At 51.1% G+C, this 23,411-nt stretch carries 23 protein-coding genes and 1 pseudogene; 6 read left to right on the top strand and 18 right to left on the bottom strand.

Annotated elements, in window-relative coordinates; genetic code table 11:
* Window positions 1-53 precede the first annotated feature (53 nt).
* Window positions 54-869: a TlpA family protein disulfide reductase gene (locus tag INT21_RS17800; protein ID WP_089037415.1), complete on the top strand. Its 816-nt coding sequence runs from the start codon at window positions 54-56 to the stop codon at window positions 867-869.
* 71 nt (window positions 870-940) lie between these two features.
* Complete coding sequence (gene dsbG, locus INT21_RS17795; protein ID WP_089037414.1) at window positions 941-1,720, top strand: thiol:disulfide interchange protein DsbG; 780 nt, start codon at window positions 941-943, stop codon at window positions 1,718-1,720.
* 140 nt (window positions 1,721-1,860) lie between these two features.
* Here dsbG and INT21_RS17790 read toward each other — a convergent pair whose 3' ends face one another.
* From INT21_RS17790 to INT21_RS17740, 11 genes are all read right to left on the bottom strand, one after another.
* Window positions 1,861-2,916 (bottom strand): c-type cytochrome, encoded by a 1,056-nt coding sequence (locus tag INT21_RS17790; protein ID WP_193085560.1) that lies wholly within the window; start codon window positions 2,914-2,916, stop codon window positions 1,861-1,863.
* Window positions 2,913-3,608: a c-type cytochrome gene (locus INT21_RS17785; RefSeq protein WP_193085559.1), complete on the bottom strand. Its 696-nt coding sequence runs from the start codon at window positions 3,606-3,608 to the stop codon at window positions 2,913-2,915. The genes INT21_RS17790 and INT21_RS17785 overlap by 4 nt, the downstream gene beginning before the upstream one ends.
* A 113-nt stretch (window positions 3,609-3,721) precedes the next feature.
* On the bottom strand, window positions 3,722-5,041 hold the full coding sequence (locus INT21_RS17780) for an ATP-binding protein (protein WP_193085558.1): 1,320 nt from the start codon (window positions 5,039-5,041) through the stop codon (window positions 3,722-3,724).
* Complete coding sequence (locus INT21_RS17775; RefSeq protein ID WP_089037411.1) at window positions 5,038-5,739, bottom strand: response regulator; 702 nt, start codon at window positions 5,737-5,739, stop codon at window positions 5,038-5,040. The genes INT21_RS17780 and INT21_RS17775 overlap by 4 nt, the downstream gene beginning before the upstream one ends.
* Before the next feature lie 181 nt (window positions 5,740-5,920).
* Entirely contained in the window at window positions 5,921-6,343 is a 423-nt protein-coding gene (locus INT21_RS17770) for a DUF6691 family protein (protein ID WP_193085568.1), read from the bottom strand.
* Between the two features lie 40 nt (window positions 6,344-6,383).
* Window positions 6,384-6,845, bottom strand: coding sequence for a YeeE/YedE family protein (locus INT21_RS17765; RefSeq protein WP_089037410.1), 462 nt, complete (start codon window positions 6,843-6,845; stop codon window positions 6,384-6,386).
* Window positions 6,846-6,863: 18 nt separating this feature from the next.
* Window positions 6,864-7,055 (bottom strand): YgaP family membrane protein, encoded by a 192-nt coding sequence (locus INT21_RS17760; protein ID WP_089037409.1) that lies wholly within the window; start codon window positions 7,053-7,055, stop codon window positions 6,864-6,866.
* Window positions 7,056-7,082: 27 nt separating this feature from the next.
* A complete protein-coding gene (locus INT21_RS17755) occupies window positions 7,083-7,949 on the bottom strand; it encodes an MBL fold metallo-hydrolase (protein WP_193085557.1) in 867 nt (288 codons plus the stop codon).
* A 310-nt stretch (window positions 7,950-8,259) separates the two neighbouring features.
* Window positions 8,260-9,480 carry a glycosyl transferase gene (locus tag INT21_RS17750; RefSeq protein ID WP_193085556.1) on the bottom strand — a complete coding sequence of 407 codons (1,221 nt, stop codon included), beginning with the start codon at window positions 9,478-9,480 and terminating at the stop codon, window positions 8,260-8,262.
* Window positions 9,477-10,430, bottom strand: coding sequence for an HAD-IIB family hydrolase (locus INT21_RS17745; RefSeq protein WP_193085555.1), 954 nt, complete (start codon window positions 10,428-10,430; stop codon window positions 9,477-9,479). The genes INT21_RS17750 and INT21_RS17745 overlap by 4 nt, the downstream gene beginning before the upstream one ends.
* Window positions 10,431-10,776: 346 nt before the next feature.
* A complete protein-coding gene (locus INT21_RS17740; RefSeq protein ID WP_193059372.1) occupies window positions 10,777-11,790 on the bottom strand; it encodes an OmpA family protein in 1,014 nt (337 codons plus the stop codon).
* A gap of 160 nt (window positions 11,791-11,950) precedes the next feature.
* On the opposite strand from INT21_RS17740, the gene INT21_RS17735 reads away from it, so the two are divergent.
* From INT21_RS17735 to INT21_RS17725, 3 genes are read left to right on the top strand one after another with little or no spacing between them, the layout of a single operon-like run.
* Window positions 11,951-12,661, top strand: coding sequence for a hypothetical protein (locus INT21_RS17735; RefSeq protein WP_193059371.1), 711 nt, complete (start codon window positions 11,951-11,953; stop codon window positions 12,659-12,661).
* A 4-nt stretch (window positions 12,662-12,665) separates the two neighbouring features.
* The gene (locus INT21_RS17730) at window positions 12,666-13,259 is read left to right on the top strand and encodes a FlgO family outer membrane protein (RefSeq protein ID WP_193059370.1); all 594 of its coding nucleotides are present in this window, start codon (window positions 12,666-12,668) and stop codon (window positions 13,257-13,259) included.
* 41 nt (window positions 13,260-13,300) lie between these two features.
* Window positions 13,301-14,137 carry a glycosyltransferase family 32 protein gene (locus INT21_RS17725; RefSeq protein WP_193059369.1) on the top strand — a complete coding sequence of 279 codons (837 nt, stop codon included), beginning with the start codon at window positions 13,301-13,303 and terminating at the stop codon, window positions 14,135-14,137.
* A gap of 78 nt (window positions 14,138-14,215) precedes the next feature.
* Here the strand turns inward: INT21_RS17725 and INT21_RS17720 are convergent, their stop codons facing one another.
* Complete coding sequence (locus tag INT21_RS17720) at window positions 14,216-15,394, bottom strand: O-antigen ligase family protein (RefSeq protein WP_226912304.1); 1,179 nt, start codon at window positions 15,392-15,394, stop codon at window positions 14,216-14,218.
* Between the two features lie 234 nt (window positions 15,395-15,628).
* On the opposite strand from INT21_RS17720, the pseudogene INT21_RS17715 reads away from it, so the two are divergent.
* Window positions 15,629-16,375 (top strand): annotated as a pseudogene (locus tag INT21_RS17715) (IS256 family transposase); the annotation flags it as partial.
* On the opposite strand, the gene INT21_RS17710 reads toward INT21_RS17715, so the two are convergent.
* The 6 genes from INT21_RS17710 to INT21_RS17685 form a co-directional block, all read right to left on the bottom strand.
* Entirely contained in the window at window positions 16,370-17,356 is a 987-nt protein-coding gene (locus tag INT21_RS17710) for a M14 family zinc carboxypeptidase (RefSeq protein ID WP_442311588.1), read from the bottom strand. The pseudogene INT21_RS17715 and the gene INT21_RS17710 sit on opposite strands and share 6 nt — an antisense overlap.
* Window positions 17,357-17,586: 230 nt before the next feature.
* Window positions 17,587-17,802, bottom strand: coding sequence for a DUF6447 family protein (locus tag INT21_RS17705; RefSeq protein ID WP_193059442.1), 216 nt, complete (start codon window positions 17,800-17,802; stop codon window positions 17,587-17,589).
* Window positions 17,803-17,897: 95 nt separating this feature from the next.
* Window positions 17,898-18,479 (bottom strand): hypothetical protein, encoded by a 582-nt coding sequence (locus tag INT21_RS17700; RefSeq protein ID WP_193059443.1) that lies wholly within the window; start codon window positions 18,477-18,479, stop codon window positions 17,898-17,900.
* 598 nt (window positions 18,480-19,077) lie between these two features.
* Window positions 19,078-19,878, bottom strand: coding sequence for a SapC family protein (locus INT21_RS17695; protein WP_193059444.1), 801 nt, complete (start codon window positions 19,876-19,878; stop codon window positions 19,078-19,080).
* A 123-nt stretch (window positions 19,879-20,001) separates the two neighbouring features.
* Window positions 20,002-22,104 carry a hypothetical protein gene (locus tag INT21_RS17690; protein WP_226930690.1) on the bottom strand — a complete coding sequence of 701 codons (2,103 nt, stop codon included), beginning with the start codon at window positions 22,102-22,104 and terminating at the stop codon, window positions 20,002-20,004.
* Window positions 22,085-23,251: a hypothetical protein gene (locus INT21_RS17685; RefSeq protein WP_193085553.1), complete on the bottom strand. Its 1,167-nt coding sequence runs from the start codon at window positions 23,249-23,251 to the stop codon at window positions 22,085-22,087. The genes INT21_RS17690 and INT21_RS17685 overlap by 20 nt, the downstream gene beginning before the upstream one ends.
* Window positions 23,252-23,411 lie beyond the last annotated feature (160 nt).

Below are 23,411 nucleotides of genomic sequence, written 5' to 3'. Positions count from 1 at the left end.
ATCGACGACTGAGATACTGCAGCATTCAACATTGACTGAGTTAACCGTTAATTATGCTGCAACAAAGCATCGTCATTGGCCCTTTGGGGTTCAGCCTTCATCAGCTGGTTTTAATAGTGGCTTTTTTGATAGCGCTTCTGGTAGGAGCGTTACTAGGGCGGCGACACCGCGTAGCGGTCAGCGACACGCTTATAACGGTATTTTTTATTGGCCTCCTGGCTGCCCGAGTCGTGTTTGTCGTGCGTTACTGGGAAGCGTATGACGGTATTATTTCCCGATTAGATATTCGTGACGGTGGCTTTGATTTAGCAGCCGGTTTTATTGCTGGACTGAGTTACGCGAGCTGGGCTCTCTGGCGCTCTGCTCGTCAACGCAGGCCTTTAAGCGGTGCCTTGTTTGCGGGATTGCTTACTTGGGGAATGCTGGTTGGTAGCACGCTATTAATCGAACAGCAATCGCGCCCACTCCCTCCCACCGCTTTATTAGACCGGAACGGCCACCCTGCCAGCCTACCTCAGCTTGCCACGCAAACGCAGCAGCCTCTGGTTGTTAACCTTTGGGCAAGCTGGTGCCCTCCCTGTATTCGAGAAATGCCTGTTTTTGAGGAAGCTCAAAATACCCAGCAGGACATCACATTTGTGTTTGTTAATCAGGGGGAAAGCGCCCAGCACATTGAGACATTTATGAATCAATATGACCTTTCACTTGATAATGTGTGGCTTGACCAAAGCAATGCATTAGGGAGAGCAACGGGGGCTCATGCCATGCCCACTACCCTTTTTTATAATGCGCAAGGAAAACTCGTGAACACGCACTTTGGCGAACTTTCCCGAGCAACGCTTCAACAAGGCTTGAAACGATTACGTTGAGGCAACCTCCTACCTTTGCTCATAACGTTACTGGCTTACACTGCGTATCTTTCACACATAAGGACTTACTTATGAAATACTTTTCCCTGTCTCGTTTAAGCACCTTGTTGCTATTAACGGGCATTGGCAATATCTCGACAGGCTATGCCGAAGAACTGCCGGCACCGGTTCAAGCGCTCACCAATCAGGGGATAACGATTCACGGTCAGTTTGAGGCGCCAGGGGGCATGCGTGGTTACGGTGCTAGCGTGCAGGGCCAAGAGCTGGCGATTTATTTAACGCCTGATGGCCAACACACCATTATCGGCACGCTAATGGATGATCAAGGCAACGATCTCACCGAAGCACAGATAGAGGAGCATGTTCGGGTTCCGCTTGAAGCGCAAACCTGGGCGTTACTGGAAGAGAGCCACTGGATTCAAGATGGCGATGAAAACGCGCCGCGGGTTATCTATACCTTTACCGATGCTAACTGCCCCTACTGTCGCCAACTGTGGCAACAAAGCCGCCCCTGGGTAGAGGCTGGTGAAGTGCAGCTGCGCCATATTATGGTGGGCATCTTAGCGCCGAACAGTCCCGCTCTGGCGGCCACTATATTAGGTGCAGATGACCCTTCTGCCGCGCTACATGACCACAGCAGCGGCGATTCACTTTCAGCAAGCGCTCAGCCTAGAGATATTGAAGAACAGGTATATGCCAACAATCAGCTTTTTGAAGAGCTAGGCCTGTACGCTACGCCCACCAGCGCCTTCCAGCGCGAGACAGACAGTGGCAGTTTACGTATCGACCGAATTCAAGGCTTACCCAGCGAGGAGCGTTTAATTGAAATGATGGGCGGTGAAGCGCCTTAAAGCAAACTATATAAGCGAGTTTTAAAGCGCCCATCCAGCATCCTCAAACCAATCACTAGCCCGTGGGGTTATACCACCACGGGCTACTATTTTTTCCGGATACGTTGGTTGCGATGCCTCTATCGCTGCTGCCCAGCTAGCTACTCGTCTGAAAGGTTTTCAAAACGCGGCATACCGACGTTCCATGGCTGGATATCGCCTTTTTCGCCAAAGTTCGCATGGTCGCCAAGTACATGGCCATCATGCTCACGTACTTGCCCATAAAGCGAACGCTTATGGAAGGTGGGGCCGAAGCGCTCTAGTGTCTCAGCAACGTCACCCGTGTAACGGGGGTCTTGCGGTCGCTCTTGGCTAGTCATGTAATAGGCAATGTCCCAGGCATCCTGGTCACTTAACGAGCGTGGCTGTCCGAGCGGCATATTGTTGTAAATAAACCCTGCAGCGGTATCTACTCTGACAATGCCTGCGCCCCAGTTATTAGAGCCATCGCCCCAGGGGGCAGGGAACACATACTCGCCGTTCTCATAGTGCCCAGCGCCGTCGTTTTGATGACAAATGGCGCAATTTTCTTGGTACGCCGCTTCACCACGAGCGTAATCGGGGGATTCATCTGGCTCGTCTGGCGCAGGAAAACCACGCCCATAAATAGGCTGACTGGGGTACATTGGCGCACCAGTAGCCAACCATTGGTGGTAGGCGCTGAGTGCGAGCATCTCATCACTGCCATAGGCAGGTGGCGTACCATTCATCGAGTAAGCAAAGCAGCCAGCAATGCGCTCTTCAAGATTGTTAACGTGCTGATTTTTACCCCTGAAGTCAGGCAGCGTGACCGCCGCTGCCCAGACCGGTGCGCTAAACGGCTGACGCCCTTCGCCTAAGTGGCAGCTTGAGCAGTTCATGTCATTGAAAACGTTTTCACCACGTAGCTGCTGCGTGTTGGTAAATAGGTCGTAGCCATACCGAATGACCTTTTTTAGCTCTGGATGGATATCAGCGTCTTCCAGGTCTGCCATGGTCGGTGGAACATGAACTAACTCGCCCTCTTGCGGTGCAGGAAAGCCAAGCTCCACTAACCGCTGATAGGGCGCTTCGTTCGATGGGTCGGCAGCATTGTCAGCGAAAGCGCTGACGGCTAGCCCGGTAGCTAATGAACAGCCTGTTAGCGCCAGCACGAGACGTTTTTTATGCATAATCATTGCGCTACCTCCCCTTCTTCACTGCCGACTTGGGTACTAACGTCCTGGGTGGCATACCACGCAGACACCGCCTGAATATCCTCATCGCTCATACGCTTGGCAATGGCCCCCATCAAATTTTGGGGATCATTATGGCGCTGATCATTTTGCCAGGCATGCAGCTGATTGCTTATGTAACCTGCGTGCTGGCTTGCAATACCAGGGAACGTCTCCCCAACGCCAGTGCCGCCCGGGCCATGACAGCTCTTGCATGACACAATGTAGGCATCCCAATCTCCGCGCTCAGCTAACTGTTCGCCACGGGCTAATAGCGCCTCGTCCACATCATCGCCCCCTTGGCCAGGGGTGATCGGCATTTCGCTATAGTAGGCGGCAACGTCCGCTATTTGCTGGTCATTAAGCATATTAGCAAAGGGCATCATGGTGGCGTTTTGGCGACGTCCCTCCTTAAAATCGTGTAGCTGCTTAACGATATAATCGGCATTCAGCCCAGCCAAACGCGGCCACGATTCGCCTCCCGGTATATTCATCCCGCTACCGTTAGCTTGATGACACGCCGTACAGGTTGCCGCGGCGGCCTGGCCACGCTCGGCATCGCCTGTTTCGGCAAAGGCCGTACCTGCGAGAGCACTGGCCCCTATAAGACTGACGCCCATCAACAAGCGATACTTGCCCCACTGTTTTTTATTCATATATCCCCCTGACTGCTGTTCGTTATTTACTTACCTACCCGTTATTGACTAGCCATTGCTCATTGACAGAGATAACGCAGCGAGCGCTATCGAATAGCCTCAGATCCTTCTCGTTAGTCATCCTCTGCCGTAGGAATGGTTAAGTGGGCGCTAAATCCGCCGGTTTGGACATTTTCAAAACTTACCCAGCCCCCAAAACGCTCAACAATTGCCGCCACAATCGCTAAGCCCAAACCGCTACCTTGCTGCTTGCTCACGCGCCAGAAACGCTGAGTTAACTGTTTTAGTGTAGCGTCATCGACGCCGCTACCCTGGTCGTGCACTGTAAACGTTACGTGACGCTGATCAGCGGCAGACTGCACGCTTAACGCTACAGGCTGCTCACTTGCCCCATGGTGCAGTGCGTTATCCAGTAAATTACGTAGTGCGGTTATTGCCAGCTCTCTAGGCATAGCAACGCACACTTGAGGTAATTGGGAGAGAACCTGGCACTGCCCGGCGGTTGCCATGCTATCGGCGATCGCCAGATCAACAATCTCACCTACCTGACTTGGCTCGCCATCATCAAAGCGCATGCGCCCTTCAACTCTTGCTAACGTCAGTAACTGATCTAGCGTATGCGCCAGTCGAACCACCCCCGCCTCTGCGTATCTGAGCGCTTCTTTCGCCGTTTCGCCGTCGGCTCGCTGCGCTACTTGAAGGTGGGTTTTAATCGCCGTTAAGGGAGTGCGTAGCTCATGAGCGGCATCGTTGGTAAAACGCTGCTCACGGACAATGGTTTGTTGGATTCTTACGAGTAGCCCATTGAGCGTATCGATCAACGGTTTAATCTCTTTCGGCACACCATAGGTAGACACGGGTGCCAATGCTTCCGGGTGACGACTGGCAAGCGATTCGCGCAGCCTTGTTAGCGGCGCCAAACCACGCCACACAACCACCCAGAGCGCAATTAAACTCCCCGTTAATGCCACTACAAACGGCACGACAGCGACGCGAAATACATCGCTTAGCAATATATCCCGCTCATCCATCCGGTCGGCGGTAGTAATGACCAGATTGCCACGCTCATAGGTAAAGACACGCCAGGTAGTATCGCCTTCCTGCCGGTAAGCATGACCGCGCTCACCCGGTGTCAGTATGGTTTCCATGTTGGCATGAGTGCGGGCAATGATATCGCCACGTGGAGAGTGCACCTGACAGGCCAACCCCTCGATCGGAGGGATAGACAAAGCGTGAGATTGGCTCTGCTCCCAGACATCTTCAGGCAGCTGAAGCACGAGCCCGGCGACCATGCGTGCCGACTGAGCAAGGCGCTGATCTAGCGTTTCTACGAATTTTTTTTCTAAATCATTGAGTAACCAAGCCGCAGCAACACCCCACAGCAATGCCAACGTCACCCCCAGAGTGAGCAATAGGCGGGCTCGTAAACTCATTGCTGCCCCTTATAAGACGTACCTGGAATGTGAACAGCCTCAGGCTTGCCTAACCGATAGCCCAACCCACGAACCGTCTCAATGATGCCACTGCCTAATTTTCGGCGTAGGTGGTGGATATGCACGTTCAGTGCATTGCTCTCTACATCGTCACTCAAACCATAAAGGCTATCTTTTAGCTGGTCGGCAGAAAGCACGCTGCGTGGCGAATGCAGAAAGGTCTCTAAAAGCACCAATTCTCGGCGTGATAGCGATACCAACTGACCGGAGACTTTCACTTCACGCGCATGGGGATCCAGCGTTAGCACCCCATGTATCGTCATACCCTGGCTACGGCCTGATACTCGCCGCAGCAGTGCATGAAGACGGGCCACTAACTCATCAAGGTCAAAGGGTTTCACCAGATAGTCGTCGGCTCCGCACTGCAGGCCGTCAACACGGTCTCGTACCGCATCCCGCGCCGTTAGCATTAACACTGGGGTAGCGTTGCCTTGGTCGCGCCACGATTGCAGCAGTTGCAAGCCGTCGCCATCGGGAAGACCACGATCAAGTATCACAACATCACTCACCACTGACTGCATGATTTGTCCCGCGGCTTGAATCGTAGACACATGATCGACGACAAAGTCGTACATCATTAAGCCGGAGCGTATTCCTGATGCAACAAGTGGATCATCTTCAATGAGTAAGACGTGCATGGCGGTTTTCCTTTTATTACTACTAGCATGGCAAATGCACGTTAACCCAGCATTAAGCTAGCGAGCTGTGCCATAAACTGATTACAAAAACTCATTTACCAAAGCTCATTCACAAAAACCTGCTACAAAAACGCCCTTGCCTAAGGAGACAAGGGCGATCGCGGTGGTTTATACATTAACGCTACTGGCTAATACGTTTTGCAATAAACCAGCCAGCCACCATCGCGGCCAACAGCGCTAATAACGGCAATGAGATTCCACCGATGGAGGCGATGGCAGGGCCAGGACAGTAGCCAGAAAGCCCCCACCCAATGCCAAATAGCGCTGCACCACCCAGCAGCTTGCCGTCTAACGCTTGCTTAGTTGGAAGCTGAAAATTAGCGCTAAACAGCGGCTCGCCACGGGCAAATACCAATCGGTAGCCCACAAACGTTGTGCCTACCGCACTGCCTAGCACAAACATCAGCGTTGGATCCCAGGCGCCAGCCACATCAAGGAAGCCAAGTACACGGGCAGGATCCGTCATACCCGAGATAGCTAGCCCAAGCCCGAATAGTAAACCCGCGATATAGCCAGCAGCGGTTTTGACCGTTGTACTATTCATATCAGCACTATTCATATCAGCACTATTCATATCACGCGCCTCATACACCACCTCCAATCATATGACGCATCACATAGACCGTGGCGATCGCTGTGAGTAGAAACACCCCAGTGGCGGCCATAGAGCGTGGGGATAAGCGTGCCAAGCCGCAAACGCCATGGCCGCTGGTACAGCCGCTGCCAAGCCCTGTGCCTAACCCAACTAACAGACCGGCTATCAACATCAGCGGCACGCCGCCAGCTGGCGCACCGATCACCGCACCGGGAGCATCGGCAACGTTGCCCAGCCCGCCTCCCATTGCCATGACCAGTAACGGGCCACTCACCAGCCCAACCAAAAAGGCTAAGCGCCAAGCGCTGTCGCCTTTAGGTCGCTGGGTTATTAAGTTTCCAATAATGCCGCTAATACCGGCGATGCGTCCCAAGGCTCCCATCAACCACACCGCGGATAAGCCTATCAATACACCACCAACGAGCCCTTGCAGGCTTGCCATCCAGTCCACAGGTATCTCCTTGCTGTGTTAATGCCTGTTTTTACAGGTTGAGATGCCCAACAGAGGATACAGTGGGCAAAAATTAAACAGCCCAGTGGCGAGCGGTACAACGCCAATCCATCCCCATGCGCCAATGGTGCCGGTAAGCGCCAGCATGATCAGAATAAGACCAACAACGATTCGTGCCACTTTGTCGATACCGCCGACGTTTGCTTTCATTTTCTGCTCCTCAATAATCAATATCGGTTAAAAACGGTTGATAGGGACTTTTAGATAGACAACGCCATTGTCGTCGGCAGGCGGCATCTCTCCCGCGCGCATGTTGACCTGTACGGAAGGAATGATGAGCTTAGGCATGCCTAGCGTGGCATCACGCTCCGTGCGCATTTTCACGAACTCATCTTCTGTAATGCCTTCATGTACATGGACGTTTGCGTCACGCTGCTCTGCCACACTGGTTTCGTGCTGATAAACGTCTCGGCCTGGCGCTTTATAGTCATGACACAAAAACAGCCGCGTTTGCGTCGGCAGTGCCAACACCTTTTGGATAGAGCGGTACAGCGTACGTGCATCGCCACCGGGAAAATCACAGCGTGCAGTGCCGTAATCTGGCATAAACAGTGTGTCGCCAACGAAGGCCGCGTCGCCTATTACATAAGTAAGGCAGGCAGGCGTATGGCCTGGCGTATGAAGCACGCGCGCTTGAAGACTGCCGATAGTGAACGTATCGCCTTCGTTAAACAGGGCATCAAATTGGCTGCCGTCCCGAGCGAACTCAGTGCCCGCATTGAATGCTTTACCAAAAATTTCCTGTACGTCGACAATGTGTGCGCCAATCCCGGTTTTTCCACCTAACGTTTGGTGCAAATAGGGTGCCGCAGAGAGGTGATCAGCATGCACATGGGTTTCTAAAATCCAGGTCACTTCAAGGCGGTTATCGCGAATAAATTCAATAATTTCATCCGCAGAACGTACATCCGTATGCCCCGCGGCATAATCGAAATCGAGTACCGAATCTAGAATAGCGCAGGCATTACTCTCTGGGTCCTGCACCACATAACTAAAGGTATTAGTGGGCTCATCAAAGAAGTGAGTAACAATCGGGTGTTGCATTCTGTGCCTCCCGCTAATGGCAAGTAGTGATATTGCTATGCAACCATCATAGACCACAAAAAGGTTATATGCTTATATTTTACTGGAATTTAAAGCCATTTCTTGAGCATGGTCAATATTGCTCGCCTACCAGTAGCCGCGAGATAAAAAAAGCACCTCGCTGCCAACGAGGTGCTGTGATGAGAGTGACATTATCGGTTAAGCGACATTCACCAGCTTCTATCTACTTAAAGCCTTATTTACTTCTAGACCTGATAAGCTCAACCAACTGATAAATTTAAATATTCCTAGAAAAAATAGGCATGGAGCGTTAAACCTCACCCTGGTTATCAAGTTCTACCGCTTCATGCATACGGGCTAGCACGTCAGGCATCGCCGCTTGCACACGGTTCCAACTGGGAATGAAGGGACGTTCGCGGGGGTTATCTAAAAACAGATTGCCGGCTTCTAGCAAATTGCTGGCAAATAGCTCCACTGCCTGTTCTTCACAGTGGCGATCTAAACTTAGTCCATTCATTGTTGCGTCGTGATCATAGGCTTCAATGAGGTCTAAGGCTAAACGGTAGTAGGTTGCTTTGAGCGTCCGGAAATCTTCGCTGCTAAAGCTAACCCCTTGGGTAGCCAGCTTACGATACAGCGCTTTAGCGATATCCAGACTCATTCGGTTCAAGCCACTGGTCGCATCCTCTTCACTAACGGGCTGATGCTTATGGTCATAGGCGTCGGCAATATCGACCTGACATAGCTGACGATGGGAGTAGTTACGCTGCAACTCCGACAGCACGCCGATTTCCAATCCCCAGTCAGCGGGAATTCGGATGCCCTCAAGCACATCGCTGCGCATGGCAAATTCACCGGATAACGGGTAACGGAAGCTGTCTAAATAATCCAAATAGGGTAACGGACCACAGACGGTTTTCAAGGCACGTAGCAGCGGCGTCACCATCAACCGAGAAACACGCCCATTGAGCTTTCCTTCGGCAATACGCGGGTAATAGCCTTTACAAAAACTGTAATTGAAACGGGGATTCGCGACGGGATACATAAGGCGTGCTAGGAGGCCACGGTCGTAGGTAAGAATATCGCAATCGTGAAGACCAACGGTGGTGGAGCGACCTGAACTAAGCACATAGCCAGCGCAATACCATACGTTTCTTCCTTTACCTGGCTCTAATGCCCCCAAACCATGACGCTCTAATTCTTGGTCGATGGCGCGTAAACGCGGACCGTCATTCCATAGGATTCGAGTGTGCTGGGGCAAGCGCGAAAAGAACTCCCGTGCATATAAAAACTGATCCCGGTCTGCCCTGTCCAAACCAATGACAATTTCATTGAGATAAGGCACTTTCACCAGTTCATCAACAATCGCCGACAGCGCAGGCCCTTCCAGTTCAGAAAAAAGCGAGGGTAAGATCAGCCCCATTGGGCGGCGTTTGGCAAACTGGCAAAGCTCTTGTTCAAGGGCTTCAACTGGCCGGCGTGTTAAGTTGTGAAAATCGGTTATCACACCATTTTGATGGAAATCACTCATACGCTAGCCTCCCGTGACTTGTAATCTGATGCAGCGGCGTCATTCACTGGCGTCATTTCTAGACGCCCGTCATCTCGCCCCCACCAGTGGGCTACCCCCTCAGCCCAGCCAGCTGGCCCAGTCGCGTTTGTTCGATATAGCGCGCTGTTGTGCGGCTCAACATTAAGTGCGTGGCAACCTCGAATCACCACCGCTTGATCGACGGTTTCCAGCATCGTGATATCGTTTGGGCCATCGCCCAAGCCCAATGACAGTGGTTGACTGCCTCGTAATGCAGTAAATCGCTTGATTAGCCACTCTACAGCACCACCTTTGTCAGATAAGCGCCCGATCACATGCCAAAAGCGTCCCCCTTGAGTGAGTTCAAGGCCATCGCCTTCAAGCGCAATGCGAAACGTTTCAAGTGCAGCTGCATTATCCTCCCAAATAAGCGGCTCACTCCCCTCCCGCTGCCGCGCTGCTTTCGCACGGATTTCATCAAGCCCAGTTAACGCCATTACCTGCTGAAGACTTAAGTCGCCCATGCGGGTAAACCGAACGCCCAAGCGCTTACGCCAAACGTTTAGTCGCGCTTTAATGAAGCCACTATCAACGCCGGTGTGTTTAATAACGACGCCATCCCGGCCATTACCAGGGCGATCTAAACGCGCATGACACCAACCAGGCGGCAGACCAATAACGGCACCATTTTCAGCAATAAAGGGAGTCGCCGTTAGCCCAAGGGCTTCACGAAGGGGAATGAGTTCAGCGCGAGTTTTACTGGTAACCGGAATGACCGGAACCCCTAGCTGTTTAAGGCGGGCAAGCCAGGGCTTGGCAGGTGAGAAATCATAACTGTGGTGATCTAGTAATGAACCATCCAAGTCGGTGACTACCAAACGCGGTTGAGGCGCTGGGTCTATTGGTGACTGAGCATCACTGGGCAACGCAGTATGCCTTTGTTCGGTCATAGCACCACCTTTTTGCAATCTTAAAAGTCGTTACACACGCCCACTTTTAGATAAGCAACCAAGCAGTTTGTATGCCAATACAATTTTATTGTTAATAATCAGAAGATTGGCTCATAAAAACCAGCTGTCTTTTTATAAGCACCAAAACAACGCAATCATGACGCACCAAAATAGCGCGCAAATAAATTGAAGAAAATTCGACAAGCCCTTGGCAAAAGCCCACAAATAGCTATACTCAAATTGTACCCACTGGCAACCTTGTACACCCCTCACCTGATGCCAGTGGGCTGCAGTGAGACAAGCCCTTTCATACCCGCCTCCCCGGCGGGTTTTTTTGATCTATTCCCTAGTCAACGTGAATAACCACCTCAACGCGACGGTTGCGCGCTCGCCCTTCAACAGTATCGTTATCTTCTAGTGGCTGGGTTGCGGCTAGTCCAACCGCTCGTAAACGCTCCGGAGCAACCCCTGCGGCTTCCAGTGCCTCAACGATCGCAATCGCCCGCGCACTTGAAAGCGCCCAGTTGGACGAAAACTCTGGGGTATTGATGGATTGGCTATCAGAGTGCCCCTCCACCCATACTTCCCCCTCGAAGCGCTGAATGGTATCCATCAACGACCCCACTAGCGTTGAGCCCCCTTCTGTCAACTGAGCATCGGCAGAGGGAAATAGCAACCGATCTTGTACACGCAGGCTGATCCCTTCGGCGACCCGGGAAACTTCAACGCCTTCCAAATTAGGTAGATACGTCGAGGCCTCCACACGCTCAGCCAATCTCTCATCAAGTGCTAATGCGCTATTCATCGCCACATCAGACACTTTTTGTACATTAATAGGTGGACGGTCGGTGAGCACTACCATGTAATCCGCCAACGGTGAAACAGCCTGACGCTCATCGGTAGGCAGCAGCAACTGCGGAAGACTACTAGTGACAGCCGATGTCTGCGTATCTATCGAGTCTTCTTCAATCCGCGCCAATAAAGGTGGCGCCTCCACAACAGCAGTGCGAGCTTTAGGCAACCCTGCCACACCCAACGCAGCGCTAATCGCAAACGGGCTGAGCGTATCACTACTAGGTGATACGCCGAGTACCGTGCGCTGCTGGCGGACTTCAGCAAGCGCATCCGGCAGGGGTATTTCTCTAGCAGGCGATGACTCATAGCCGTACTCATCGGCTGTTTCTTGCTGAAACAATGATGGGCTTGTCACATTTGCCGCAGCAATAATAATAACGAACAAGGCTACCAGTAGCGTCATGATGTCAATATAGCTAATCATCCAACCGCTATTACTTTCATCTTCTGGATAGGCAGTTAGCAGTGAATCATGGCGCGGACCAGCGCGGTGGTCTTCAAGCATGGGAGTTTTCACTCATTCAAGTTTTTAACCTCGTGGCCGATATAGGGTAAGCGTGGCAAACTAGTCTATCAAAAGCCGTTTCGTAGCGAGAAGGAACAATCAGGTGCGCACCCGACCTATGTCATCAAGAACTGCTTCATTATCGACAATGTCACCATCCATGGTTCAACTATTGCGCCCTGCCTGTATTGGACTGGCGAGCCTGATGCTAAGCGGCTGCTTTTATGCCAACACATCGCAGGCCCCCATTGCGACTACCTACCCTTATAGTGAGCAGCAGCGCATGCAAGCGGCTCAGCACTGGGAAGTGCTAGCCCAACACGAAGCGGCAGGCATTCTTCGCAGTGAACGGGTTCGCTTTAGAGACCTCCATATTCCAGCGCAAGAGCATACATCCGTTAGCGCCTACTATGGTGGCGAATTTGAACGTGGCTTTCGTACGCTATTAACAAGCGAACTGGTGTCGCGTGGTGGAAGCGTGATGACACACCCCAGCACTGGCGGCGCCACCGTCCAAGTAGACGTTGAAGTTGTTGAGCATCGTGATCGCGGCTATATACGCCCACCGTTTGGTGCTTACACCGCCCTTGCCGGTGGCGTGACCGTGGCTAGCATGGCACTAGGAAACTGGAGCGAACCTGCACTTGCATTAATTCCCGCAGCGATGGTGGCAGATACGACCAGCGGCAGTTGGACTTATGAGGGCAAAGAGGAGGTTATCATCACTACCCAGATCGTTGATAATGACCGCATTCTCTACTCCTCTTCTAATATTTATTACATAAATGCTGGTGATCGACGTCACTATGCGCCACATCGTGTTCCTCAAGCGCCTGCAACCCCTACTGTTTCTATCACCAATACTTGGTAATTACATGCTTTCACTCTCTTCCTCTCTGTCTCCACTGCGCGGCTTAGCAGTTGGTGCACGCCTACTTATCGCTGCGTTGCTTATGCTGTTTTTGGCTGGTTGCACTGCACTTGGCAATAACAATGGCACGCGAAATGCCGAGCCTCAGCCAGATCTCTCCGAACTAGCTCATGAGGCTGCCGCGCAAATGGTCGCCAGCAACCCGGACCTTACACGCCACAGCCCGATGATTGCGGCTACTTTTGTAAGTATTGATAACTTAAGCCAATCGTCGACATTTGGCCGTATTAGCTCAGAAATTATGGCGTCTGCTCTCGCAAGGCAAGGCATGCAGGTGCGCGAAGTCAAGATGCGTGACAGCATGTTTATTGAAGAAACCGTTGGTGAATTAATTTTATCCCGCCAAGTTCAACGTCTTAGCGCCCAGCACAATGCACGCTCGATACTGATGGGTACTTATGCACAAGGCCAGGACTATCTCTATGTGAGTGCACGAGTCGTTCGCGCTGGTGATGCGATGGTGCTTGGCAGCGCTGACTTTAAACTGCCGCTGGATAATAACACCCGCAGCTTATTGGAAGGTCAAGGCGGCTGGTAATTGATTCACCGCTTGCCGCGATACGAATGAAAAGGATAAACATGCCCACCCGCACAAGCAAACCACTTATCGTGGCCACTAGTCGCTTGATAAAGCTATGCGCAAACATTACCAAGCTGCTTAGCTATATTTTTCATGCCGTGCTGCCGAACAAGCGCTTCACGCTGCCAGCCTATGCCGCGCCCTGGCTGAAACCTAAAAACAAGTCGACTATTCCTCGTATTATTTGGCAGACCAACTTCACTAATAGAGTGACCCTTCCGGTTTACTTGAATTACTTGTTTAATCGTCTCATGGCCCCTCGTTTCGAATATCGTTTCATGATTACCGACGCGCGGAGTGACTTCATTAAAGAAAATTTCGACGACGCCCTGTTCACCAGCTATTCAAAGTTACAAATTGGTGCGGCGCAGGCTGATTTTTGGCGCCTCATGGTGCTTTACAAATACGGCGGCGTTTACCTTGATATTGACGCACATGCCATCTGGCCGCTTTCCCGTGTTGTCCCTGGTGATATTGACGAACTCTACGTCACGACCCGTAAAGGTGAGCTGAGCAATTACTTCATCGCCAGCAAACCAGGTAACCCCAACCTACGCAGATTGATTGATCAAGTGCAGCAAAACATTGAAGAGAACACTCTCACCAACGTGTTTGAGCTCACTGGTCCTGGCGTATTCATTCAGCTATTAGATCAACGCACCGTCCCCACAGTGTCATACCGTCACGCCTGCAACCAAGGCAATTTTACTAACGAGCACTTCCAGTATATTGATAAAAAAGCGGGCAAATGGACAAGGGAGCAGAAAGAAGTTGCAATTGTCGCTTCTGAAACCGTAGAGCAATCCACAACTTCGCCGCATAAAAACGACTCATAAGTTAATAAACGTCGGCCTATATCCAGCCACAGCTGGTAATAAACCGACGTTTAGACGATTCAGCTTTATAGCATTTTTCTAGCCTTGAAATGCTCTACTGTAAGCACTGTAACATCCCCATATAACAGCTAACCAAAACGCATAAAACATAGCGCCGCTATTATGGGCTAAAAAGGTTTGGGATAGCCCAAAGTCAATGAACGCAACCGGAAGCAGCGTGCCCGCCACCGCTAATGTTCGTATTTGCAGGTTCTCGTGCACCACTCCAGAGGCAAACATTTTAAGCGGCACCATGTAGAGCATTACAAGCACAGCCAACCCCACTACCCCTCTCTTAGCCAGCGCATCGATAAATTCATTGTGCGCATGGCCAAATTGAGCCGCCACTGGAGAGATACTGTGTTGCTGCCCCAAATTAAGCATCGCCGCTTCATACCCCGACTCTCCCCAGCCTAGCAGCGGACGCTGAATAATTAATTGCGATGCCCCACGCCACATTTCAAAACGTAGCCCAAGAGAGGTATTGCTCTCCTCGCCTGAAACATAGAGGCTGATATCGCTAATCGCCGAATTAACGCGCTGCTGAACCCCCGTCTGAGGCAGTACAAATACCAACGTAGCCAGTGTCACAACCAGCCCAGCCACACTCACTTTTAGCGCCAACGGCAACTGACGGCCAAAACCACGATAAAGAACATAGCCAATGACAGGCAGACCCACCCAACCACCACGGCTACCTGACATCAGCGAACCCAGCATTCCCAGCAAAGCCCCTAGCAACAGTAAAACTACCCAAATTACGCGCTGACGCTGAAGTACCGCCCAGCCCAAACCTGCTAGACACAACACGCCCATTAACATGCTTAGATTGCCAAACTGGATGGGATGTAAATAGCCGCCAACACGCTCTATTCCATTGCCAAACCGTTGCCATAACGCCCAGCTACCTGCCCCTATTGCCCCCAGCGACAACCCACTCCATAACCATGCTTGGCGTGGCGGAAAGCGTAAAATGAGTAGCAATACCGGAATAGCTAGTAAAAAGCGTAATGGGCGATCAAAGCCTTTAGCGCCTAGATCTATGATGGAAAGCCCCCCCACGACAACTCCGTAGACCACTAAGGTCAGGATTATTCCGTAGTCTTTCGAGGTGAGTGAATAAGGCGATTGCAAAAACAACAGGGAAATGCTGACAAGTAATAACAACAGAGGGCCAATGGAGTAACCAGACGGAACAATGAGAGCCAAGGCTCCCATTAGAAACACTGCAACCCCAGTAACACTTCTTAGTGATTCAGAAGGAAAAAAAAGATGACTAAACATAAAGGTAGGCGACCCAGCGATTATATGGAAACCACAAATAGTAGCATAACCACCCTGAGAGCCTATTTACCACATTGTGTAACTGCCCGTGACTGAGTAATTTTTCAAAAAGATATCATCGCGGATATACAAGTGGACCAATAAAAACTCAAAGCGCCGTCCGCAAAACTGGCCAAAGACATCAAGTCCGAGAAAGACCTCGGAGCCCTCACCCAGCAACTCGAAAACTCACTGTTGAAACCGCGCTCAATGCCGAATCGTATGAACACCTCGGTTATGAGAAACATGCTCCGGCAGGTCGAGGCACCAGCAACAGCAGTAATGGCCTCTCTGCCAAACGACTAACAGGCCAGCATGGCGACGTACCGATTGAGTCACCCCGTGGCCGGGACGACTCTTTCGAGCCTCAGTTCATCCGCAAGGGGCAGTTCAGACTACCCCTTGCGGATGAACAAATCCTGGCATTGTATGCTAAGGAATTGATCAGACGAGATATCGTGGGCATCTTAAAAGAGATGTACAACCCGAGCATCTCGGCAACGCTGGTTTCCAAAGTGGCCGAGTGTGTAATCGATCAGGTTTACGAGTGACAAAACCGACCTGTTGATCCAATCTGCTCCATTGCTGATCTGGACTGCATCGTTCTGAAAATTCGTCAGGACAAGAAAGTGATTAACAAACTCCTCTACCTGGCTCTGGCCATCAACATGAAAGGCCAGAAGGAGCTGTTAGGTGTGTCGCTGGCCGATTCCTAAGGCGCGAAGTTCTGGCTATCGCGACTCACCGAGCTGCGAAGTCTTAGAGGACATCCTAATCGCCGGTGTGGACTGCCTCAAAGGCTTCCCGGATGCCATTGCAGCAGAATACCCTCTACAAGTCATTCATTCCGAATGGTCTTCAAAGCGGGCCTTAAGCCACGAGCAACTCCTGGGAAAGAGACTCAGAGGTACCAATTATGGGCGAAGTTTCCATAGGCGTTTCCAGTCCCGCGACTGCCTCTTCTTGATGAGAATCTTCGCTCTCGCCTGCCCATTCGATCTCTTCTGCATAAATTTCGTCAAACGCGACCCTCTCGCCACGATCAGGTATCAGTGTTGCTAAATTGGGATCAATGCCATCGAAGCCGCTTTGCCCCATCGCCTCTATAACGCTAAGCATGCTCAGCACACCTTCAAGCACTACCGCGCTTGAGACCGCATCAAAATCAAGCTCTAAGCCTTCAAGCGCTTTTAGGCTCAACTCTTCCAGGCCACGTTGCTCAATAAGCAGTGTAAGAATGCCATCAATACCAATTCCGTTTCGAGCTATCTGAGGCATATCACCACCTGGAAAAAGCGACAAATAGCCATAATCAAAATCTTCAAGACCTTGAGATATCGCCACTGCTGCCTGCTGTGCTGTTGCAGTAATAGCAGGGGCAACGTCATCGTTGGTTGGCCACAAAATCGATATCGTTTCGAGCACGCCTGATTCGTTCATATAACTATTCTGGTTATGGTAATCAAGCATTAGTTCAGGCTGAAATGTTTCCAACGTCTGCTGAACCGCAGTAGCTTCTGGGATCAATGATGCATCAATAACTTCACTGGAATCCCATGTACGGTTGAGATCAATATCTTCAGCGTTACGACGCGGATCAATGGTTGTTTCAGGGTCTAATTCACCGGCAACGAGATCCTCCCAGCGCTCAAAACCGTCAGGATTGACTCTTGGCATCACGGCTAACGTCACTTGCTCACGTAACGCTTGAGCAGCTTCGCTGTCACCACTCAACCACTCTAGCAAATGCATAGCGGCTTCTGTCCCGGTTAGTTCATCACCATACTGTTGCGTCACTATCATTAACTTACGCGGCCCTTCTCCGACCGTAGCACTGTATAAAGGCCTACCCTCCACAGACTCACCTTGCGTTGTGTACCGTTAACCTCCTATGGCTTCTTTCCGGCCGGAGCCCCCACCGTTGGGCAGTGACGCCCTTGCCAGCCGGACTGCCGTCCCCTCAGCCGGGGTGACGTCACTTTCTTTCAGGTAACCGGGTTTGCTGGCTTCGCCGGGCAAACAAAAAGCCAGTCAGCGTTAGCTGACTGGCTCTAGACAAGATATCACTGCCTGACCACTAATTATCTTTAATGCGTCTTTTGTGGCTCCGGAAGCTCATCTTTTAATATACGCGCATAGGCTGCGCGAGCCGTTTGCGCGATAGCCAATTGCTGGTTCAAACGCTGAATCTCTTGATCAGTCACGCGCAGGTTGAGTAGCTGGTTGCGTGCATTTTCAGACAGATCTGACACATTGTATTCACTACCGTCGATAGTTACTGTTTGTGCTTTATCCTTCGCCATACATAGCTCCTTAATGGGTAATCATAAAATTAGAGATGAATTATTACAGCTGTGCACGTGAATATCGAAAGCGTACGCATCTCATGAACCTTCGATTATGCGGCTTTTGCTGCAAGCGCTGACAATAGCCCTTCAATATCAGCTGCTGCTGGCAGCAACTGCGATGAACGACTCGGGTGGCGTAGCGAAAACTCTTTTAGTGCTTTAGCAGGCAGCGCTTTATCCAGAGTCGGTACGCTTACTCGCCAGGCCAAATGCCTTTTGGTTGAGTGGATATCTATTTCAACCACTCCCCAACCCACCACCCCATGACCTTTTACATAACATAACACTCTATCTCCTTGCCGATAATGGCCAGTCGATTCAAAGGTGATCAAGCTTAACGTAGCCGTTCTAGTGGGCCAGTGCTTTTGAGCCCATTCTTTTGAAACACTTTGCCAAAAACTTCTGGTGGTTTCGGATACTGAAGGCTGCCGATGGGGTTTTGGCAACGCACTCGCCAGCAGTAATTGATAATGCTCACGAGCAACATAATGATGCGCTAGCCGTTGATGAAGCTCTGCGATATGCGCATCTACACAGTCTAGGTTTATCAGCTGTTTACGCGATTTAGCGCTTAATGCCCACGTAGGGTAACGACGTCCTTCAATAACAATGCTTTTCGGTAATTTCGCCATCACTTCCCAATCTCGTCGCCTAAAACCAACGCGGCATTGTACTTAATTCAACCAGCCTGGTAAAAATATTCATTCCATACCTTTGACGTCGCTCAATAGAATACATTCAATCGAAGTATTTCTAGCCAAATAGGTATGTATCGATATCTTCCGGCACGCCAATAAGCTGCTCCCTCAGCATCTAGGGTCCGCGCTAAACACCGTCCATAAAGGGAGTCGATTAGCATCTCTCTAGCGTTGGCCCTGCCTTATCATCCAAAAACTCATTGCTTGACGCATACCATGCAGACGACCGATATTGCTGGGTTGATTTCAAACCATTGCGACCCACCAACGCCCCAGAACCTGAGACCCGCGTACCATCATTGAAAGTCGTTTTTATGCAAGCCACGCCGAGTAAGGAAAGATATGGCTATCAAGACCAACGAGGCGAGCTATAGGGCTAGCTACTTTAGGCACTGAGTTTGTTCATCCATTACCCAGATGCTCATCACTTGATACTGAACAGCTTCAAAGAACTCGCAGGTGCTGTACGAGGTTTCGCAGTTGGTCAAGGTTTGTAACTTACCGGCAATGGATAACTCCCAGATTGTAAGAATTAACTATCGAAATCGAAGGCAAAGTCGTCATCGCCTTCGTTGAAGAGTTCATCTAACGACATGGGTGGATCAGCCACATCTGGTGTGCGGGTCATTTGCGCTAGCAGGCCATCTTTGAGGTTGTTGAGCGACATCTGGTGTGCGTACACCAGTGCCAGGGCGCCACTGGTGCGCAACTTAGCCAACGTATCGGCATCGAGTGCAGCCAATGCTTTTTCATCCACCAAACGGATACCGGTTAGACGCTTTCCACCCTTGCCTTCCTCGCCCACAAGGATTTGCCGCTCGGCCAGCAGGCCTACCGCTTCTAGCTCAGCCACCAGGCCTAGGGTGCGGTGATTTTCCCGCTCTAGATTGGTAAGCACCTTCTGAATTTGCTGAAGCGTCTCTGTGGCCTGCCCTTGGTCATCAAAAAGCGCCAGGCCATCAGGGCGCTCCAAGTGGCTCGCCTCGGCATCAAACTGAATAATATACTGCCGCTCGCTGCCTGAGCCCTCTGCCCCCGGAACAGCTGCCAGCATAAAAGGGTAGCGGCGAATATGGGCAGGTATATAGCGGCCAATCCAGTGGCCTGTATCCTCTTTCACATGCATATTTTGGCCGTGGTTAACGCCGACCAGCGCCTGGGGCAAACCGCCGCTTTGCGGAAAAACGATAGGCATTTCACGTGCGGAACGTGATGCTTCCGCCGCGACTAACGGAATCAGCATTTGCCCCTTTGCAAAGTCGTAAGGCTGGCGAGGATTAAAGCGCAACTGCTGGTGTTCGCGGGGCTGTAGTGGGGTCAACTGGCGAAACATGGTATCTCCTTGAGTAGTACTATTTGCTCTCGGCGGCATTAAACCAGCCACCAAACAAAAAGGCCACCCCGAAGGGTGGCCTTACTACGACCACAGTGCAGTCAATAAGTTGCCAAAGGCAGCTTACGCGATACCTGCAAAGTTTTCGTTTACGAGGTCAGTAGAGGTAACGCCGTTCAACAGAATGGTGAAATCCAGACCTTCGCTTGAGGTTACAACGGTGTCGCCAGCAGCAAAGTCAGCGGCCGTGTATCCCTGGTCGAAGTAATCTTGCTGTGCAGCGCCATTCAGTGCGGTGAAGAAGTCATTAGCATCTTGAACAACGATGTCTGCTGCACTATCAACACCCAGATCACGAAGATCGATGATTGACTGGTTAGTCAAATCAACACCACCCTGACCAAACACTTGGAAGTTATCGATCTGCCAAACAATACCTGCTTCACTAGCGTCGGCATTGAAGTCAAAGCTAGAGATGAACTCAGAAGAAGTACCGTTACCGCCAACATTGAAGCTAAAGTTATACTCGTTAGCTACAACCGTACCGTTGGTGCCAGTAGTTCCGTCCCACTGTGCATTAAGCAGGTTACCTTCGAAGCCTGACAGGTCAACAGTGCTCAGAGCAGTGTCAAGATCGCCAATATTCAGCGTAGTGGTAACATCACCATTCGCATCTACACCGCCACCAACAATTTCAAGTGTGCGGGCGTAAGTAGTACCTGCGTTGGTGCCGTCTACAGTGTTCAGATCCAGATTGAAGACGTAATTAGTATCTGCAGCCAGATCCAGCGTTACAGTACGGTAGTCTTGAACCGACAGATCGCTTGAGTAATCACCAGCGAAGTTAACGGTGATTTCGTTGCCGTTTGCACGGTCAGCAGCGATCAACGTCAGATTTTGATTAGCGTTATTCGCCGCAACGTTAACAACCTCAGAACCAGACAGGTTGATCAGTTCAGCAGCACCACTTAAAGCTGCGACGTTGTACTGCTCAACGCCGGATACCGCAGCAGCGTTGAATTCGCCAGAGAAGCCGGTGACCGCTCCGTTGAACTGGTTGTTAGCAGCCAGACCCAATTGAATGGTTTCGAAAGCCGTAACTGTTGCCTGAGCACCACCGCCGTATACAGCCAGAGTGTCAGTTTCAGCCGCCGTACCGGTCAGCACGTCAGTTGCGCCAGTCAGCAGACCTCCGTTGATTGCCAGTTCCAGGTCGCCGCCCAGGTCAGAGCCGTCAACTACAGAAGCACCAGACGCCATGCTTGCAATGTGCAGATCAAGGTTCTGGGTACCGTCCAGGTCAACTTTGCCAACACCGGCCAAAGCAGCGCTTTGAACCAGGTTTTCAGAGCTGCGACGACCGCCAGAGGTCAGATCCAGTTCACGAACCGCGCTGGTGCCAGCGCCTTCGATGCTGACGTTAAAAGCTTCAACGGCCAGTTCACCATCCAGACGGGCAGTGTTGTCGAGCAGCACTTCCAAGTTATTCTGGGTCGGAACCGGACGAGTGTTGATCACGTCTACAACGCCAACGAATTGATCGTTGTTGTTGTTGCCTGAACCCAGCGTCTGGTTCTTGCCAGATACAGTCAGCTCGGTATCGATGCGCGCTCGAACGATATCGGTGTCGACACCAGTTCCTGCAATAGGATTGCCAGCTAAATCAGAAGCCAAGTCTGTTGCAATCACAACTTTCTTGCCATCGATAGCGGTCATGTTGCCGGTAACGATGTTCTGACGGGTATCGTTGTCGCCAGCAATAACCAGACGGTCAACGTTTTCAAAACCAGCAAAGGCAGTGTCTTCAGCTGAAAAATCAACGGCATTGCCTGTTGCATAGTTACCAAAGTCGTCAGCTGTTGCACCTGTCGTGGTGTTGATCTCGACTGTATTGACACCCTCGTCACCGTTGACAGAGGTAGAGTCTTTTACTGCCAAGCCAGACAGGTTGACACGGTCGTCTTCGGCACCACCAACGATTTCCAGAGCGAAGTCGCCGTCGGCTGCAACAGTGTTATCAACATCAAGACTGAAGTTGTTACCACCGTCACCCAGCAGGTAGCTGAATTGAACGGTCTCTTCTGCGCCAGCTAGGTACTTGTCAAAAACGCCAGCAGTCAGAGATGCACCGAGCTTAATGCTGGAAGAGTAGCCTGTTGCATCAAAAACGCGAACGTCCAAAAGACCGTTAGTGTTCAGACGGTCATCAAATAGTACCAGACACACCGTCATCGCTTACTGTACGGCTACCTAGCTGGAAATCACCTTTGGCACCGTCAGCAAGATGCGTCAGATAGACTTCTTCCAACTGCTGCTCAGTAGAGAAAGATCCCGTATCATTTGGGTTGTTTTCTGAACGGAGAGAGCGGATGTGGCTATCACGGTCAACAGCAACGTTAATCACTTCAATACCGCGGTCGCCTGACATGGCCGCAATGTTGACGTCACCGCCACGTGAACCATTACCAGCACCGTCAAGAACCAGCGTCGTTTCTGTCTTCTCTTCCTGGGTCTCAACTTCTTGGGTAATGCGGTTACGAATATCGATCTGCTGATCAGTAGTCGCAGTAGCAGTAAAGCCGCCCTGGTTTGAGAAGGCACGGCCTTCAGCATCAAACAACAGGAACTGGCCGTTGTCACCGCGAGTGACTTCCAGGTCGCCCAGACCTGCAGCTTCCAATTCTGCTACCAGTGCTGTTTCAAGTTCAGCCCAGGTGTTAGCAGCAGCCATTTCATCACTAGCCAGCGTTACAGATTCGCCTGCCAGCTCGAAAGACAGCGCGCTAACGCTGATGTTTTTCAGTTCAGCTTCTGAGTTGACGTTGCCACCGTCCAGCTCAGCAATTTGAATAACCAGCTGTGACTGGCTAGTCTGACCGCCTTCCATGAACAGCGGATTAAAGTAAACTTCGAAGCCTACTTCGGGGTCAGTTTCGCGCATGCCCAGGATGGTATCTACCGGACGCGAACGGACGTCTTCAATACGAATATCAGCACGGCTACCATCGGTCCACCACTGTTCAACACCTGCCATCTTCTCAGCGTCTACAGTAGCGCCGAAAGTAGTGTTGTCAGCGCCAGCATCTGCGCGACCAGCTTGGGCGCGCAGATAAACTTCCTGAATATTAGTAGTTTCAGCAGAGATCGCTGGAGCCCAGTTATCAGAAACAGAGCCAGAGGCGATCAGGTCAGCGCGCAGTACGTTAGTACTATCAGCGCCGCCGTCTAAACGGTCGCCAGTTTCAAAGGTGTTGGCCAGTGCGCCAGAACCTGTTTCGTTCTGGGTAACCGGAGCTTCGAAAGTAGTGTCTGAACCGTCGGCACCTTCCAGGTTGTCGGCTTGCTGAGTCAGACTTATAGCGTCACATTCCACTAACTAACTGATTTAATTTAACTAATCACCTTAAAAACCCTCCCCAATCACGCTTTTCTACCACATTTCTTATTTTTGATTCACTTATGCTATCAATGGATCACATACGAAACACTGAGTGATGCGGTTTTGCGTTCATTTGGTAGAAACGCGCTTTTCT

It is taken from the genome of Halomonas sp. 3F2F, from assembly GCF_014897805.1.
In the GTDB taxonomy this organism is placed as follows: Bacteria; Pseudomonadota; Gammaproteobacteria; order Pseudomonadales; family Halomonadaceae; genus Vreelandella.
The sequence above is the reverse complement of the archived record's forward strand: the minus strand, read 5'-3'. Positions and strand labels throughout refer to the sequence as shown.